The sequence below is a fragment of the Pseudochryseolinea flava genome (genome assembly GCF_003286915.1).
Taxonomy (GTDB): domain Bacteria; phylum Bacteroidota; class Bacteroidia; order Cytophagales; family Cyclobacteriaceae; genus Ohtaekwangia; species Ohtaekwangia flava.
Genome location: NZ_QMFY01000004.1, coordinates 153,216 through 169,423, shown reverse-complemented (window position 1 = coordinate 169,423; position 16,208 = coordinate 153,216). Strand labels below are relative to the sequence as shown.

Sequence of the window (16,208 nt, the reverse complement as noted above, 5' to 3'; positions counted from 1 at the left end):
GATTACAAAAGGATTTCGCAATGGCCGCATTTCATTGGAAAGATTTTAAGCCGACGATTTTTTTTATAGGGAAATTCCTGGGTGTTTATCTTCTTGGCAATTTACTCTACGGGACGTTCATTACAACTTACCACCCTGCGGCAGATCCAATCACTGTGTTTGTTACAAATCAAACGACGGCGATCATTGATGTGATCGCTTCTCCCGTGTCATGCTATCCAAGTTCCACTAGCCCCTCCGTTGTGATCCGCCAGGATAGACCGATTGTAAGCGTATTTGAAGGTTGTAACGGGTTTAATGTGATGATCGTATTTCTCGCGTTCACTGTGGCTATCGGAGAATTCAATAGGAAAATGTGGTGGTTCGTACCAGGGGGCATTCTCCTAATCCATGCAATCAATTTATTTCGCATCGGTCTTTTATTCTTTATATCCAGAGACTATCCCCACAATCTTTATTTCTTTCATAAGTACTTACTTACGGCCCTCGTGTATGGTGCTATTTTTTTGCTCTGGTTTATTTGGCTACGTGTCAACAAAAAGCTAAAGCATGAACCCAACTAAATCGTTGCGCGTATTCATTGGCATTCTATGCGTAGCAGGATTGTGTTGTACGTTTCTGTTCCAACACGCCGCATTCCTGAAGATTGCGGGAGGAGGGTCAGACGTGAGAATTTTCTTAGCCAATAAAGCGATCCGCTATATTTTGAATGATCTCCTAATGATCGGATTAATCTATGCACTTTTTGTCAAAAGAAACTTTGTGATTTTCGCTTTTTATGTTCAAGTAATCGGGGTCGTTCTATTCTTACTCCCTTATTTTATTCTGAAACTGAATTTTCCAACCTACAATGGGCCACTGGTTTCGTACCTGCATCGGCTGATTGTAAATCCATTGTTAATGCTGATTCTTATTCCGGCTTTTTTTATTCAAGAGCGTCAAGCCGCTAAATAAACTCTTGGCATTGAAGCAGATTGACCTTGAGATGAATTTCCTGCCTGCACAAAGTTTTTTTTTGATAATGTGAATCCCGTACTTCGCACTCGATTATGGAAAAACCGAAGATATACCTCTCATCGCCACATTTGGGCACGCGTGAAGCAGATTTTGTAAAAGAAGCATTTGATACCAATTGGGTATCTACCGTGGGACCGAACATCACCGCTTTTGAACGCGAATTAGCGATGTATAATAAAATCGACGCATGTGCTGCGCTCGGATCCGGCACTGCCGCCATTCATTTGGCCTTGATCGTATTAGGAGTAGAAGCAGGGGATGAGGTCATTTGTTCTTCATTCACATTTTCGGCATCATGTAATCCGATCCGGTATCAGGGAGCAACACCAATTTTTGTTGACTCCGAAGCGGATACGTACAACATGGATCCAGTGCTTTTAGAGGAAGCTATAGCGGATCGAATCAAGCGCGGTAAAAAGCCGAAAGCCATCATTTTGGTTCACCTTTATGGGATGCCGTCAAAAATCAAAGAGATCTTAGAGGTAGCTCGAAAATACGAAGTTCCGGTCGTGGAGGACGCCGCGGAAGCGTTAGGTTCTAAATACTTCGGGCAGGCACTCGGTACATTTGGCGATCTTGGAATTTACTCTTTCAACGGAAATAAGATCATTACAACTTCTGGGGGCGGCGCTTTAGTATCCAGAAATACAGCTTGGATCGAAAAAGCGCGCTTTTTGGCGACACAAGCAAGAGACGCTGCTCCACACTATCAGCATTCTCATATCGGATATAATTACCGCCTAAGCAACATTCTGGCGGGCATCGGACGTGGTCAATTGCTGGTGCTGGACGAACGCGTTGCCCAGCGACGTAAAAATTATGATTTTTACAGGAATGCGTTTGCGGACCGTCGGGAAATCCAATTTTTATCTGAACCTCAAGGGTTTTATTCAAACCGTTGGCTGACCACGGCTGTAATCAAAGGAAGGATATCACGTGAAGATATGAGGCTAAAATTGGAGCGTGAAAATATCGAAAGTAGACCGCTGTGGAAGCCGATGCATCTCCAGCCAATTTTTGAAGGATGTCCGGCATACACAAATGGCACTTCAGAACGCTTATTTAATGAAGGTATATGCTTACCTTCAGGTTCGAATATGACCACGGAGGAATTGCAGCGCGTTGCGGACGTAATTCATTCACTATTATCCCATTAACGGTTACATTTTCGAATTGGGAAGCATTAAGTTTTGATTCTATTTTTTGGAGTGATTTTGAGAATATACGCATGAAGAAACTATCGCTGGCTTTAATTCTTTTTACCCTCTCTCTGCACCTACATGCCCAAGTAAATACCATCAAGGCGGGTACCTGGGATGATCCCACAGTTTGGAGCACGGGTGTGAGCCCGACTTCGACAGCAGGGGTGATTACATTAAATCATGCAGTAACCATTCCGAACGGTTACGCTGTGACAGTTGACGAGGTGATTGCTAATGCGGCCCTTACAATCGCCAACGGCGGCTCTTTGTCACTGTCCAATGGCGCTGGAACAGATTTGTTAATCAATCCGGGCAATACATTGGTCGTCAATGGCGAATTCATAATGGGGAATTTGGCAACGGTCACTCAGACGGGCGCTACTGTTACTTTTGGTGCAGCATCTACCTATCGTCATCGTTATACGGCAACGGAAGGTATTCCGCTGGTTGCCACGTGGGCGACGACCTCAAACTTTATCATTGAAGGATATACCAACCTCTCCATACTAAACTTTACATCAACAGCTTGGAGTCAGACGTATGGCAATTTTGTTTATAACTGTACCCTTCAGCGCAGCACCGTAAATTTCAATGGATTGATCACTGATGTTAACGGTGATTTTTCTGTTTTAAGCACAGGGACAAGCTTTACGCAACTCACAATCGGTCAAAGTAACGTGGCTTTTGATGTGGATGGTAATTTTTCAATTGCAGGCACGGCACGATTTAACTTTTCGACCACAAGCGCCGGGGGAGTATTGGACATTGGAGGAAATTTTAATTTCACGTCCACCAATGTAAACGGCTCTTTACTTACAAACATCGGAAGTTTTACGATTAACCTTGCCGGTGATTTTAATATGAACGCGCCTGGAGGTCGGATTTTTATGGCGGGATCGAGCGGATCTACGGGCACGTCAACATTCAACCTCAATGGCAATTTTAACCTAACATCAGGACAAATTACCGAGTCTGGTGGCAGTACAGCATCAGGTAACCTTCGATTCCTTCGCGCGGGTGCAACTACATTTGTAAATACGGGGTCTGTTATTAATAGGATAAACTACTATATCAGTGCCGCGACAATTCTTGATGTTTCGATCTATCCCTTATCAAGTTCAGGCGCAAACTTTATTCTTGATGGAACGCTCATTGTTGGGTCTACTGAACCGACAGGAGCGATCCGGAATTCGACCACGCTCGGAAATATAAGAACAACCAATACCTTGCGTGTTTTTTCTCCTGGGTCAATGATAATTTATCGGAGTGCTAGTGCTCAATTTATGGGCGATGGCCAGCCGGCAACCGCTGATGTCACCACCGTTATCGATAATCCCAACGGCGTGTCGTTGTTTCAGGGAACGACCGCACAAATGACCATTGCAGGACATTTAGAGTTGAGAAGCGGTCAGTTGTTCATTGGAAACAGACGACTTAACCTGAATGGCACCATCTCTTCTATAGGTGGCGTGCTTGGAGGCGATGGCAACTCCGTCGTGGTAGTCGGAGGCACATCAGGAGGAAATTTCGGGACACTTCCATTCGGCGTATCAAACAATGTACTAGGCGTCTTAACGCTTAATAGAACTGGCGCAGGCGCTGCGATCGGTATTAACAGCGCGGTGACCATTACATCGCAGTTAAATTTGGTGAACGGAGATGCTAACAACGCATCAGGGTTGACACTCGCTGCGGGTGCTACTGTGTCACGCTGGCCCACAGCTCAACTTTTAGGTGCGCGTGCATTACACGGTCCAACCGATGCTTTTAATGTGATATATCGAACCACAAGTGTTGCAGGAAGTCCAGCCACTTTTAGTACGGGATTAGAACTTCCTTCACCTTCTGAGCTTAATGCGTTGGGAAGTCTGACAATAAATACAAATCAATCAACGGATATACTTCAACTTTCACAAGATCTTACAATTAACGGTGTGGTAACGTTTACACGCGGTGTGTTGCAGGGATCCACGCATGCAATACGGATGCGTGGCGCAAGTTGGATCGATAATGCAGGAAATTTCATACCTGGAACGAGCACCGTGACATTTGATGGAACAACGGCCATTTCCGGGACAAGTACAGCGGTTTTTGCGAACATCGCCGCGACAAACACGGCATCGTTGTCGACCGTTGTCAATTTGAATGTTTCAGGAAATATTGCATTTGCAACTGGAAGTACTTTTGCCCCATCGACAACCACGACAATATTGAACGGTGCTGCACTCCAAACCGTGTCGGCCGGGGGATCGAATTTCTTTAATCTTACAATTTCAAAATCTGGTGGCAACGTTCAACTGACGGGACCAACTGGATTGATCGGTTATTTGAATTTTGTATCGCCTACGGCCAATTGTAATTTTCAATCAAACGGTTTCTTAACGCTCATCTCAACGAGCGACGCAGAAGGGACAGCAACGGCGCCGGGGACCTCTCAAATTTATCGCTTGGGTACAAACACTGTTACAGGAGACGTAACTGTCCAGAGGTTCATGAGTGGAGAAGGAAGGATTTATCGGTATATCAGCTCTCCAGTTACCAATGCAACGGTAGCGTCGTGGCAAGATGACTTTCCAATCACGGGGACATTTTCCAACCCAAGCAACGGCTCTGCTTCTTGTGGTTTTTCATTTATCAAAACTCAGCCATCGTTATATTACTACGATGAAACACCTCCAGGAAATGTGGATCAAGGTTATGTAGCATACCCAACGGTGGGTATTTCGGCAAGTAATCCGTTGGTTGTTGGTAGAGGCTATGCGGCATTTATACGACGTTGTGATAGTCCAACGATTATCGACGTCACAGGACCGATTAACCAAGGTACATTTACGTATTCTTTAACATATACGAACACTGGCGACGCTACGGCCGATGGTTATAACCTTATCGGAAATCCGTATCCATGTACAATCGATTGGGACATGGGCTGGGCGAAGACTAGAATTTCTCCCATCATTTCTGTGCGCGACAACGGCGCCGGGGGAATGATGCGTTATTGGGACGGAACTTCTGGCGATTTGACCAATGGTCGAATTGCTCAGGGACAAGCATTTTGGGTTAGGGCCACGGCTGCAAATCCAGTGCTTCGTATCACAGAAAATGCAAAAGTGATTACAGCGAATACTGCTGGCGAGTTTTACAGGGAAGACACGACGCCACCTACGCCAATAGTCGTGAGTACTTTGCCAATCCTGTTGAGTGACGGGGTGTTAACGGATAAAGCTTTTGTCAAGCTTAGGTCTGAATCGCAGAACACGCTCGATGATTTGGATGCTCCTAAATTGGATAATGAAGCATTTGACTTGTACACGTTAAGCGACGATAAGGTTGCAATGGCCATTAATGCCCGGCATTCGGTCGATAACGACTTGATTATTGCACTCGGAATACGTGACCTTGAAGCGCGACAATACACTTTATCGTTGGGAGAGCGGAATGGTGATTTTGATGACTACAGTTATTACCTGATAGATCAGTATACGAATACGATAGTTTCACTCGATAAACCCTATACGTTTACCATCACAAATGATCCGGCGACAGCGCGAACAGATCGATTCAAGATTCAATTGAAATCGGAATCGGAAGCAAGTGCGATTGTTGCATATCCAAATCCTGTTGAGCGATACATGTATGTAAAAGTTGCTAACTTTGAGGGAACAACGGTATCTATTACTGATAATTTAGGTCAAACCAAATCGATGAATGTTCAGCGAAACAGCGGTATGCTTATGGTTGATTTTGAGGGAATGCCTGCAGGTATCTATTTTTTGAATATGTTTGTAACCCAAACGGGTCGAAGTACGCTTAAAATCATAAAGAAGTAATGAATAACCGTTGTAACCATAAGGTCCTTTTTCATGTGCTAGTAATGGCGATCGTCATGTGTCTGCCAGTACTTGTCCAGGCACAACCTGGTGATCCAGATCCTCCAGGCGATCCGGTGCCTTTCACAGGTATTGAATGGCTCATTGCTGCGGGCGGTGCTCTCGGAGGATATAATATCTTTAGAAGGAATAGAAAACAAAAAGATTAACACTTAGTTAATCTGCGTATTACTAAATAAGAATTCTTTGGTAAAAGTGCTCAATAAGCTCACGGTGTTGCCGAGGTGGGTGGTTATTTTAATCGACCAGTTCTTAATATTTACCTCTGTCTGCCTTGCCTTCCTTCTTCGTTTCAACTTTCACATTAGTGAGGTTATTTCATATAAGCCACTGTCAGGAATAATTCTGACAATGGTAGCCGCCTTTGCATCAACGTTAATTACAAAAAGCTACGCAGGGATCGTCCGTTACACTGGCATCCAAGATGGTCTGCGTATCATCAGAACTGAGTTGCTCAGCGTGTCGATGATTGTAATTGTAAACCTCGTGTATTATTACAATACAGGGAAAAATGTCATACCCTTCTCTGTAGTTTTCATCGCGTTCTTCATTTCAAGTTTGTTGCTATACCAATATCGCATTCTGGTGAAGAATCTGTTCACACTATATAAAACGAACTCTGGGACTTCGGTTCCTGTGGTGGTTTTCGGTGCCGGCGTGGCAGGTTTTCTTACAAAGCAAGCGATTGAAGCGGATCTTCATAGCTCGTACAAACTTGTCGCATTTATGGATGATGATGTCCAAAAGAATGGGAAAGAAATCAACGGAACGAAGATCTATAATTCAGATAAACTAAATGACCTCGTCAAGAAGCATGCAGTCAAAAGACTTGTCATTGCCGTAAAGAATCTTTCCATAGACCGAAAGAATGAGATTGTGGATGAGGCATTGGCGCATGGAGTTCGTGTTAGCTATGTAACGTCTTTTGATAAGTGGCTTCGGAACGATTTCGACGTGAAGGAAATTCGTGATATTAACATTGAGGATCTGCTGGGGCGTGAGGTGATTAAACTCAATAATGGGACTATTCAGAATGCACTCCAGGGAAAGGTAATTTGTATTACCGGAGCAGCGGGATCTATTGGCTCTGAGTTAGCACGCCAAATAATCACGTTTAGACCAACAACAATGATTATCATTGATCAAGCAGAATCACCACTGTTTGATATTGAGCGTGAACTACGAAGTAAGGGGTTGCCAACAAAATTGATTGTTTGTATCGCTGATATCTGTAATAAAGAGCGGATTGATAGGATATTCAACGATTTTAAGCCAGAAATGGTGTTTCATGCCGCAGCTTATAAGCACGTTCCCATGATGGAAAGCAATCCGTCCGAGGCGGTAGCGGTTAACATATTTGGGACAAAGAATCTTGCAGATACCGCAGTGCGCCATAAGGTTAAGAAATTCGTCATGATTTCTACCGATAAGGCAGTGAATCCAACTAATGTGATGGGATGCACCAAACGAATTGCGGAAATCTACGTGCAGTCACTGAACGGATACAATAGCTCATTGGCCCTCGGGAATACGTCATTTGTAACAACTCGTTTTGGCAACGTACTTGGTTCGAATGGATCCGTCATTCCTATATTTAAAGAGCAATTAATGAAAGGTGGACCGATTACGGTTACCCACCCTGAGATCACGAGATTTTTCATGACCATTCCTGAAGCATGTGAGTTGGTAATTGAAGCCGGTGTAATGGGTAGAGGAGGTGAGATTTTCATCTTTGATATGGGCAAGCCGATCAAGATTTATGATCTCGCTAGAAAAATGGTTATGCTTTCTGGTAAGGAACTTAATAAAGACATCGAGATTGTATTTACGGGGCTTCGTGATGGAGAAAAACTTTATGAAGAGTTGCTGAACGATCAAGAGAATACGATTCCTACACACAATGAAAAGATCTTAAAGGCAAAGGTCTCCGAATATCAATATGATGAGGTATGCCGAAACTTAGACCTACTAGAGGATTTTATCAACGACAAGAATGAGCATAAGATGGTGACGCTCATGAAGGAGATTGTTCCTGAGTACAAGAGTAACTACTCTCGTTTTGAGGTTCTCGATCTGCCTCAGGGGTAATTTTTATAGACTTCTGAATTTTGTGTTTCGACTAGTCATCAGTTTCTCCGCGCGGTACTCTTTCAACGTTGTGATAATTTGATACTCTGATATCAGCAGTGTTACCTAATCTCAATCAATTCGATCTTGACTTACACACGGTTGTGTGAAATGTTTCTTTATACTATATAGGTAAAAACTAAAACACCCCGACAAATTCGTGACGGGGTGCTATTTTAATTCTATTCCTTAAAACTATTTATCGGCGTCTGTTCCAGAATTTCCGTTTTGATCGGTAAAGCTTGTGTTGTGAACTTCTGAAAATTTCTGTTGGTAGGTAGTATTGCAGCGTTATGTTCGCAATAAAATAACCATCGTTTTCATCTGGATTACCGCGTACACCAACTTCTTGGGGTCTGTCAGGTTGTGTACCGATTTCAGGTCTTCGGTCTGACAGTGCCCTCGCAAGATCACTGCTGAGTATCGCTGGATCAGGGTAGCGCTTGATGCTGACGTCATCAAGATAGTCTGTGAATGTTAGGCGGTATCCGCCTTCTACGAGTATATTAAAGAATGGATCAACCTTAACTCGCACACCTAAACCAACAGGAATGACAGGTTGGATGCGACTGTATTTTACGCCTTCAGTTTGCAATGGAGCGAGTGCTACTTTTTCGCCGTCAGGTGCGACGGTTTTTGGATTAAAGCGCAAAAGGCCAAACCCCAAAAAGCCGTAGATGTCAAGAGGCGATCTTTGATAAAATCGCGTACCCATAGGGGAGAGGTGAACCACGCCAATCACACTTAACTCGATATTACTCGACGTGAACGACAAGTTTCTTTCTCGTCTATCATCATCCGCTTTTGAATCATCTCCAGAAAATTGGAACCATGTCAGTTGAGCCCTGGAGCTGATGCGAGGTAGCCAATAATATTCAGCACTCACCGTAATATTGGGTTTAATAATCCCAAATTCACCAGGGTTGACCATCTCCCCGTAGTAGTTAGCAGTGCCTGAACCTAATCCAACAAGAAGATTTCTGTTTCTTCGTATGGCAAAGAAGCTCTGTGCATCTGCAAAGAACGGGGCAAAGGTTACAATAGTAAAAACGAGTATTTTGAAACTCCTCATCAACGGCAAATTTTTCAACAATATAAACAATTAAAAACGATACCCGCCTGATTATTAGGCCAAAACCTCTTTTACTCTTTTAGCGGCATCTTTTAATAGAATAGCTGAGAAAACTTTCAAGCCAGATTGTTCTATGATCTTCGCGCCTTCTTCAGCGTTAGTACCCTGAAGCCTTACAATGATCGGTACATGAATATTGCCAATTTTCTTGTATGCCTCAACGACACCGTTTGCAACCCGATCGCAGCGAACGATACCACCGAAGATGTTGATAAGAATCGCCTTTACGTTCGGATCTTTCAAAATGATACGGAATCCGGCTTCAACCGTTTCTGCGTTTGCGCCACCTCCTACGTCGAGGAAGTTTGCAGGCTCACCACCAGAAAGTTTGATGATGTCCATGGTAGCCATTGCTAACCCGGCGCCGTTTACCATACACCCCACGTTACCATCAAGCTTCACGTAGTTCAAGCCGGATTTGCCAGCCTCAACTTCCAATGGATCTTCTTCTGTTACATCGCGGAGTTCGGCAAGATCTTTATGACGATAGAGTGCGTTCTCATCAAGGTTTACTTTTGCATCGACAGCGATAATTTTGTTGTCAGAGGTTTTAAGCAAAGGGTTGATTTCAAACATCGACGCATCAAGACCCAGGTATGCATTATATAAGGAGTTGATAAATTTAACGCCTTCTTTAAATGCGTTGCCTTCCCATCCTAAAGCGAATGCGAGTTTTCTAGCTTGAAATGGTTGAAGTCCGACTGCGGGATCAATCCATTCTTTGATGATTTTTTCTGGATGATTTTCAGCTACCTCCTCAATATTCATTCCTCCCTCAGTCGATGCCATGATAACAGGTGACCCTGTAGCGCGATCGAGAAGGATACTCATATAATATTCTTTCGGTTCGTTCTCGCCAGGGTAGTATACGTCCTCGGCAATTAAAACCTTGTTTACTTTTTTTCCTTCAGGACCCGTTTGGATGGTGACAAGCGTTCCACCCAATACACCTTTTACTTTCTCCGGAACTTCAGCAATGCTTTTTGCAAGAACAACACCTTTAGATCCTGTTTCCTTCACGGTTCCTTTACCACGACCACCCGCGTGAATTTGTGACTTCACCACGAACCACTTGGTACCAGTTTCTGCTTGAAGCTCTTTCGCCGCGGCGATTGCACTGTCATAATTGTCGGCAACAATACCACGTTGAATGGCTACGCCGTAACGCTTAAGAATTTCCTTACCCTGGTATTCGTGAATATTCATGGATTTTTTGTTTTGGGCGAAACTAGCGTATTTCATGGTTTATTTCAAGAAAACCGAATAATTCAAAATAATGCTACAGATCAGCCAGGTCGAGAAATCTTATGGGCAGTTGAAAGTCTTAAAGGGTATCGATCTTGAGATCGCGCAAGGGGAAGTTGTTGCCATCGTTGGAGCATCTGGCGCGGGAAAGAGTACGCTTCTTCATATCATGGGAACACTTGATTCTCCGGATAAAGGAAAGGTGCTGATTAATAACGCCGATGTATTTGCGTATTCACCCAAGGCGTTATCGGCCTTCAGGAATCAAACCATTGGTTTTGTTTTTCAATTTCATAATCTGTTGCCGGAATTTACCGCACTGGAGAATGTGATGATTCCTGGGTTAATCGGAAATTCATCTAACGAGGCATCTGTTCGAAAAAAAGGTCTTGAGTTACTCGATAGGCTGGGCCTGGCTTCACGGGCGGACCATAAGCCATCAGAGATGTCTGGGGGAGAGCAACAAAGAACCGCAGTCGCAAGAGCGTTGATTAATTCACCGAAGATGATTTTAGCGGATGAACCAAGCGGAAACCTTGACTCCAAGAATGCGCTTGAACTCCATAATCTCTTCTTTAAGCTAAGGAGTGAATTGGGGCAAACCTTTGTGATCGTAACCCATAATGAAGAACTTTCGAAAATGGCAGACCGGAGAGTGGAAATTGCCGACGGAAGATTGAAAGTCTAATGTTAAAAAAAGAAAGGAGAGAACCCAGCACAGCATCAATCGCTTCATTCGTGGTTCTCTCCAGATCTTTACCCGTTAGGTTAAAGTAGGCTCCCGATATAAAAAATCTTGGTGTAAATCTTAATCAGTGATACAAAGATATTGGCAAGAAACGACGTGCACTTCTAAGAGTAACCCAATAACATAGCGATGTAAGGAGTTTGATAAAGAGTTCCATTTTCGACTCGCAGCGATTGAGATTTGCGCATTAAGAATGTTAGCGCAATTGTTTTGGATGCGCTAATAAAACATTGACTGTCAACGGTATGTTTTTGCCAAATAAGGAATTTGATTGCCGCATAATACAATCAACGAAAGCTAGCTGATATTTCTCTCCGCACGGTTAAGCGGTGAGCTTTTTTGTAAATCGTTGATCTGCCTTACAAGCGATGTTGGGGTAAGTGCTTTAATATCTCAGTGTCGGCCTCTTCGACCTCCACATGTCCAATGCTGTTCACCGATATCAGTTTCACTGCTTTAAGTTCGTTGATGAGAATGGGGTCATACTTGGCGGACACCCGAATGTAATTCTCTGTGAAGCCGTGCATCATTCCGTTTTCAACATCATTCTCGAATAAGACTGTCCCTTCCTTCCCGAGGTTATCGTCGTAGAACTTACGTCTTTTTTTGTCCGAGAGAATGTGGAGCATTTTTGATCGATCAGCGCGGTGATTTCCGGGAACAATCCCTTCCATTGTTGCGGCCAGTGTATTTTCTCTTTCTGAGTAGGTAAATACGTGGAGATAGGAGATGTCGATGTCGTTCAAAAATTGGTAGGTCTCCAGGAAATCTTCCTGTGTTTCACCCGGGAATCCTACGATCACATCCACGCCGATACAGCAGTGTGGCATGAGCGCTTTGATTTTTGTGACACGCTCAACGTAGAGTTCGCGTTGGTAGCGCCGGCGCATTAACCGTAGAATCTTGTTCGAGCCCGACTGTAACGGAATATGGAAATGCGGGACAAACTTCTTAGAAGAAGCCACGAATTCAATAATCTCGTCGGTTAGTAGGTTTGGCTCTATCGATGAAATCCGGAAGCGGTCGATGCCTTCTACTTCGTCTAGTGCCTTGATTAAATCTATAAATCGTTCAACGCGTTTTCCGTCTTGAAGTCCGAAGTCGCCGGTATTCACACCGGTAAGAACTATTTCCCTAACTTCGGTAGCTGCGATCTCGCGGGCAGTTTCGATAATATTGGCGATACTGTCACTTCTGCTGTTTCCGCGCGCTAAAGGAATGGTGCAGAAAGTGCAGGAGTAGTCGCAGCCGTCCTGGACTTTGAGGAAAGTTCTGGTGCGGTCGTTGGCGGAGTAGGAGGTGTTGAAACGTTTTGCTTCATTGATTTCGGAAGCGAATACTTGAGCATCAGGTTTTCTAACGAAGCCATCAAGAAGCTCGTGAAGTCTAAACTTTTCGGCGGCACCAAGTACGGCATCAACGCCTGGGATCTCGGAAATCTCTTTCGGCTTTAACTGTGCATAACATCCGATGATCGCCACATACCCATCGGGTGAAATTGCTCGCGCTTCGCGTACGATCTTGTGACATTTTTTATCCGCATTCTCGGTCACCGAACACGTATTAATAATAAAAATGTCAGGGGTATCGTTGAAATCGACCTTTTTATAGCCTTTTTCTTCAAACATCCTCGAGATCGTTGATGTCTCTGAGTAGTTTAACTTGCATCCTAATGTATAAAAAGCGACTTTTTTCATTTCCTTCGGCCTTCGTTAGCTGGTTTCCAAAGTGGCCTCTTACCAGTACGGGACAAAGATAGAAAATGTGATCAAGTGTTGGAACCTAGTTGCAAGCAATAGGGATAGGAGCGACACCCCGCAGTAGCGTTGGGCTGAGCTAGGGACGAGGAGTATAGCGGATAGCCCGGGCCCCGCCTCGGGGCATTGCCCTAATTTGCATGAAGCAAATACAAGCCTTGATCCTTAAGGTTACTTCACTATTCTCCGGTGATAATTGACTTGGCCTAAATGATAGTTGAGGTGGCCATACAGGTGGTTGAAAAAGAACATGTATGTCATGGGCTTTCCGAAGATTTCTTCAGGGTATATTTTTGTGAAATCTTCAATCTTGGTATCGAGGAGTACCTTTTTGACCGCAGCCCGAGCAGCTTTGATTTCTTTTACGACTTCTGAAATTGGAACATCCTTGGCGGAAAATTCGAGCGGCCGGTTTCGCTTATAGCCCGTATTTCCCAACACAGCGCCAAAGTAGTTTTGGAGATTTCCAGATAAGTGCAGGGCAAGATTTCCACCCGGGTTGGTGGTTCCCGGCACGGCTTTCCAAAGGAGTGCCTCATCCGGATAAGCCTTAATCTCGTCTTCTAATTTTTGAAGATCACGGTCGAAGAGCTCTACTAATGATTCGATGACGGGATTCATAGGCGAAGTAATTTTGATGAATAAGGGAAAGCGAACCAGAATCGTTCCGGTTCGCTCTTTGTACTCTTAAACGCTCATCAGGTATTGTTCAACACCTTTGATTTTTGCATCCAAGGTTTGATCAACAGTCTTAAATTCTTCCTTCGACGGAAGCTTTGCGTTTACGCTGATGTAAAACTTGATCTTCGGTTCCGTACCCGATGGACGGACAGATACCTTCGTGCCATCTTCCAGATAGAATTGCAAAACATCCGAATTCGGGAAGTCAAGTTTTGATTCTTTTCCTGTTGTTAAATCTTTTTGAATCAGGCTTTTATAATCAAGTAGTTGAACTACTTTAGAGCCATTAATCTGGGCAGGCGGGTTTGTTCTGAATTTCTCCATCATCGCTTTGATTTCCATCTCACCTTGCTGACCTTTCTTGGTTACGTTCAATAAACCTTCTTTGAAGAATCCATATTCAACATACATGTCAATCAACCAATCATAGAGCGACTTGCCTTGTTCCGTTGCACTGGCCGCCATCGCCGCAAAGAATGCGCACGCGGAAACTGCATCTTTGTCGCGAACAAAGTCACCGGCCATGTATCCATAGCTTTCTTCGCCAGCGGCCACAAATGTTTTCTTCCCTTCAAATTTGCCCATCAATTCGGCAATGTATTTAAAGCCGGTAAGGGTGTTGTAGCATTCGATTCCAAGTTTTGCAGCCATTGCATCTACCAACTCCGTGGTTACAATTGTCTTCGCGATATAAGTGTTCTTCGTTTCTTTCAGGTTTTTCATGATGAAGTACATCATTAAACTGAAAGCTTGGTTTCCGTTCAATAGAATGAATTCACCATCAGATTTTCGGACGCCAATACCCACGCGGTCTGTATCAGGGTCAGTGGCCATTACCATGGTGGCACCCACGGCCTTGCCCTTTGCAATAACCATTTCCATAGCGGATTGCTCTTCCGGGTTTGGTGACTTTACGGTCGGAAAGTTTCCGTCTGGCTTTGCTTGTTCATCAACAACGTGAATGTTGGTGAAGCCAATCTGTTTTAAAGTTTCCGGAACCATTGTGATCCCCGCACCGTGGATACTCGAATAAACCAACGGAATAGCGTTGTGTTTGGCGATGATTTCATGGTTCGGTATGATCTTCTTAACTTCTTCAAAATAAGCCTGTTCTACCTCTGTACCTATAGTCTTAATTAATGATGGATTCGCATTGAATTTAACCTGGCTGAATGAAGTAATGGTGTTGACTTCCTTGATGATATTCTTATCGTGCGGAGGAACAACCTGCGCTCCATCATTCCAGTAGGCTTTGTATCCATTGTATTCCTTCGGATTGTGCGATGCGGTGATGACGATACCCGATTCGCATTTCAGGTAGCGGATGGCGAATGAAAGCAGGGGGGTGGGGCGGAGTTCGGCGAACATAAAAACGTGAATTCCATTGGCGGAAAACACATCTGCCACCACTTGCGCAAAGAAACGGCTATTGTTACGGCTATCATGCGCGATCGCGACTTTGATGGTTTTGCCGGGGAAAGCTTTCAGTAGATAGTTTGCGAGACCCTGTGTAGCAATTCCAACCGTGTACTTATTCATGCAGTTTGAGCCAGCGCCCATAATACCGCGAAGGCCTCCGGTACCAAATTCCAGATCTTTATAAAAATTATCGATCAGTTCTTTTGAATCTTGGTTAGAGAGGAGGGATTTGACCTCGGCTTTTGTCGTATCGTCGATTACAGGGCTGTCGATCCATACTTGGGCTTTAGTCTGAACGTCTTTTAGAAGTTGAGTCATTGCGTAAAAATTTAACCGTTAAAAATAAGGCGCAGTAAATTTATTATAAGTTTGCAGCCGATTCGAAAAATATGATTTTGAAAGTTTTTAAAAGTATTTGGTTTGTGTCGTTGTTGGGGTTGCTCACAGCGATGATGTTGGTGTACGCTTCTTTAGGTGAAGTCGTTGTAATTCAGCAGAATGGCCTAGATCAAGTTGCACTTTCACGTGAATCATTTTTCTATATCGTGCTCATCCTGAGTGTAGTAGTCAATATGACCGTGTATTTAATCAAGCTTTTTTACTTGAAAAATGAAGATTTTCGCAGTTGGTACCATGGTTTGGTTATCACGATAAACCTCTTTCTTGTTGTAAGTTTGTTTTTGATCAATGCCTTCAACAGTGGGGAGCGTTTTGACTTCTCGAGAATAGCTTTTGTGATCTATGGTAGCGTGGGGTTGGTTGTGGCTTGGGCTATTGCCTGGCCTGTGATTAAGGTTTTTAGGCGTTTTTCAACTAAATCGACGGTTTGATTGATGATGCTTATTGAACTGTAAATCATTTATTTTAAGCTATTCAGTTAAGGAAATTTTGTAGTTATTGCACGCTAGGAACCCCTTGAAGTCATTTTAAAAATCCTTTTATTACAGGTGCAATCAGTTTAACGTCCTGTCTGATCTTTCCAGATCGCTG

At 43.8% G+C, this 16,208-nt stretch carries 13 protein-coding genes; 8 read left to right on the top strand and 5 right to left on the bottom strand.

All coding sequences use genetic code 11. From position 1 onward, the window contains the following. Window positions 1–20: 20 nt before the first annotated feature. The 6 genes from xrtF to DQQ10_RS10225 all read left to right on the top strand — a co-directional run bounded on the left by xrtF (window position 21) and on the right by DQQ10_RS10225 (window position 8,197). On the top strand, window positions 21–563 hold the full coding sequence (xrtF, locus tag DQQ10_RS10245; protein WP_112746770.1) for an exosortase family protein XrtF: 543 nt from the start codon (window positions 21–23) through the stop codon (window positions 561–563). Then, the gene (locus DQQ10_RS10240) at window positions 550–954 is read left to right on the top strand and encodes an exosortase F system-associated membrane protein (protein WP_112746769.1); all 405 of its coding nucleotides are present in this window, start codon (window positions 550–552) and stop codon (window positions 952–954) included. Before xrtF ends, DQQ10_RS10240 begins: the two co-directional genes overlap by 14 nt. 95 nt (window positions 955–1,049) lie before the next feature. After that, window positions 1,050–2,174: a DegT/DnrJ/EryC1/StrS family aminotransferase gene (locus DQQ10_RS10235; RefSeq protein ID WP_112746768.1), complete on the top strand. Its 1,125-nt coding sequence runs from the start codon at window positions 1,050–1,052 to the stop codon at window positions 2,172–2,174. Continuing rightward, on the top strand, window positions 2,093–6,049 hold the full coding sequence (locus DQQ10_RS10230; protein WP_112746767.1) for a T9SS type A sorting domain-containing protein: 3,957 nt from the start codon (window positions 2,093–2,095) through the stop codon (window positions 6,047–6,049). The genes DQQ10_RS10235 and DQQ10_RS10230 overlap by 82 nt, the downstream gene beginning before the upstream one ends. Then, window positions 6,049–6,258, top strand: a complete 210-nt coding sequence (locus tag DQQ10_RS27755) for a hypothetical protein (RefSeq protein ID WP_133259607.1) — start codon at window positions 6,049–6,051, stop codon at window positions 6,256–6,258. The genes DQQ10_RS10230 and DQQ10_RS27755 overlap by 1 nt, the downstream gene beginning before the upstream one ends. 202 nt (window positions 6,259–6,460) lie before the next feature. Further along, entirely contained in the window at window positions 6,461–8,197 is a 1,737-nt protein-coding gene (locus tag DQQ10_RS10225; protein ID WP_245970361.1) for a polysaccharide biosynthesis protein, read from the top strand. A 238-nt stretch (window positions 8,198–8,435) separates the two neighbouring features. On the opposite strand, the gene DQQ10_RS10220 is transcribed toward DQQ10_RS10225, so the two are convergent. Both DQQ10_RS10220 and sucC read right to left on the bottom strand, forming a co-directional pair. Beyond that, a complete protein-coding gene (locus tag DQQ10_RS10220) occupies window positions 8,436–9,308 on the bottom strand; it encodes a hypothetical protein (protein ID WP_112746765.1) in 873 nt (290 codons plus the stop codon). Between the two features lie 54 nt (window positions 9,309–9,362). Further along, window positions 9,363–10,574, bottom strand: coding sequence for an ADP-forming succinate--CoA ligase subunit beta (gene sucC, locus DQQ10_RS10215; protein WP_112746959.1), 1,212 nt, complete (start codon window positions 10,572–10,574; stop codon window positions 9,363–9,365). A gap of 70 nt (window positions 10,575–10,644) precedes the next feature. Here sucC and DQQ10_RS10210 point away from each other — a divergent pair, with 70 nt between their 5' ends. Beyond that, window positions 10,645–11,301 (top strand): ABC transporter ATP-binding protein, encoded by a 657-nt coding sequence (locus tag DQQ10_RS10210; protein ID WP_112746764.1) that lies wholly within the window; start codon window positions 10,645–10,647, stop codon window positions 11,299–11,301. Between the two features lie 419 nt (window positions 11,302–11,720). Here DQQ10_RS10210 and mtaB read toward each other — a convergent pair whose 3' ends face one another. The 3 genes from mtaB to DQQ10_RS10195 form a co-directional block, all read right to left on the bottom strand. After that, window positions 11,721–13,058, bottom strand: coding sequence for a tRNA (N(6)-L-threonylcarbamoyladenosine(37)-C(2))-methylthiotransferase MtaB (gene mtaB, locus DQQ10_RS10205; RefSeq protein ID WP_112746763.1), 1,338 nt, complete (start codon window positions 13,056–13,058; stop codon window positions 11,721–11,723). A 231-nt stretch (window positions 13,059–13,289) separates the two neighbouring features. Continuing rightward, a complete protein-coding gene (locus DQQ10_RS10200) occupies window positions 13,290–13,739 on the bottom strand; it encodes a DinB family protein (protein WP_112746762.1) in 450 nt (149 codons plus the stop codon). Window positions 13,740–13,805: 66 nt separating this feature from the next. Continuing rightward, the gene (locus tag DQQ10_RS10195; protein ID WP_112746761.1) at window positions 13,806–15,536 is read right to left on the bottom strand and encodes a phospho-sugar mutase; all 1,731 of its coding nucleotides are present in this window, start codon (window positions 15,534–15,536) and stop codon (window positions 13,806–13,808) included. Window positions 15,537–15,607: 71 nt separating this feature from the next. On the opposite strand from DQQ10_RS10195, the gene DQQ10_RS10190 reads away from it, so the two are divergent. Further along, on the top strand, window positions 15,608–16,048 hold the full coding sequence (locus DQQ10_RS10190; RefSeq protein WP_112746760.1) for a hypothetical protein: 441 nt from the start codon (window positions 15,608–15,610) through the stop codon (window positions 16,046–16,048). The last annotated feature ends 160 nt before the right edge of the window (window positions 16,049–16,208 follow it).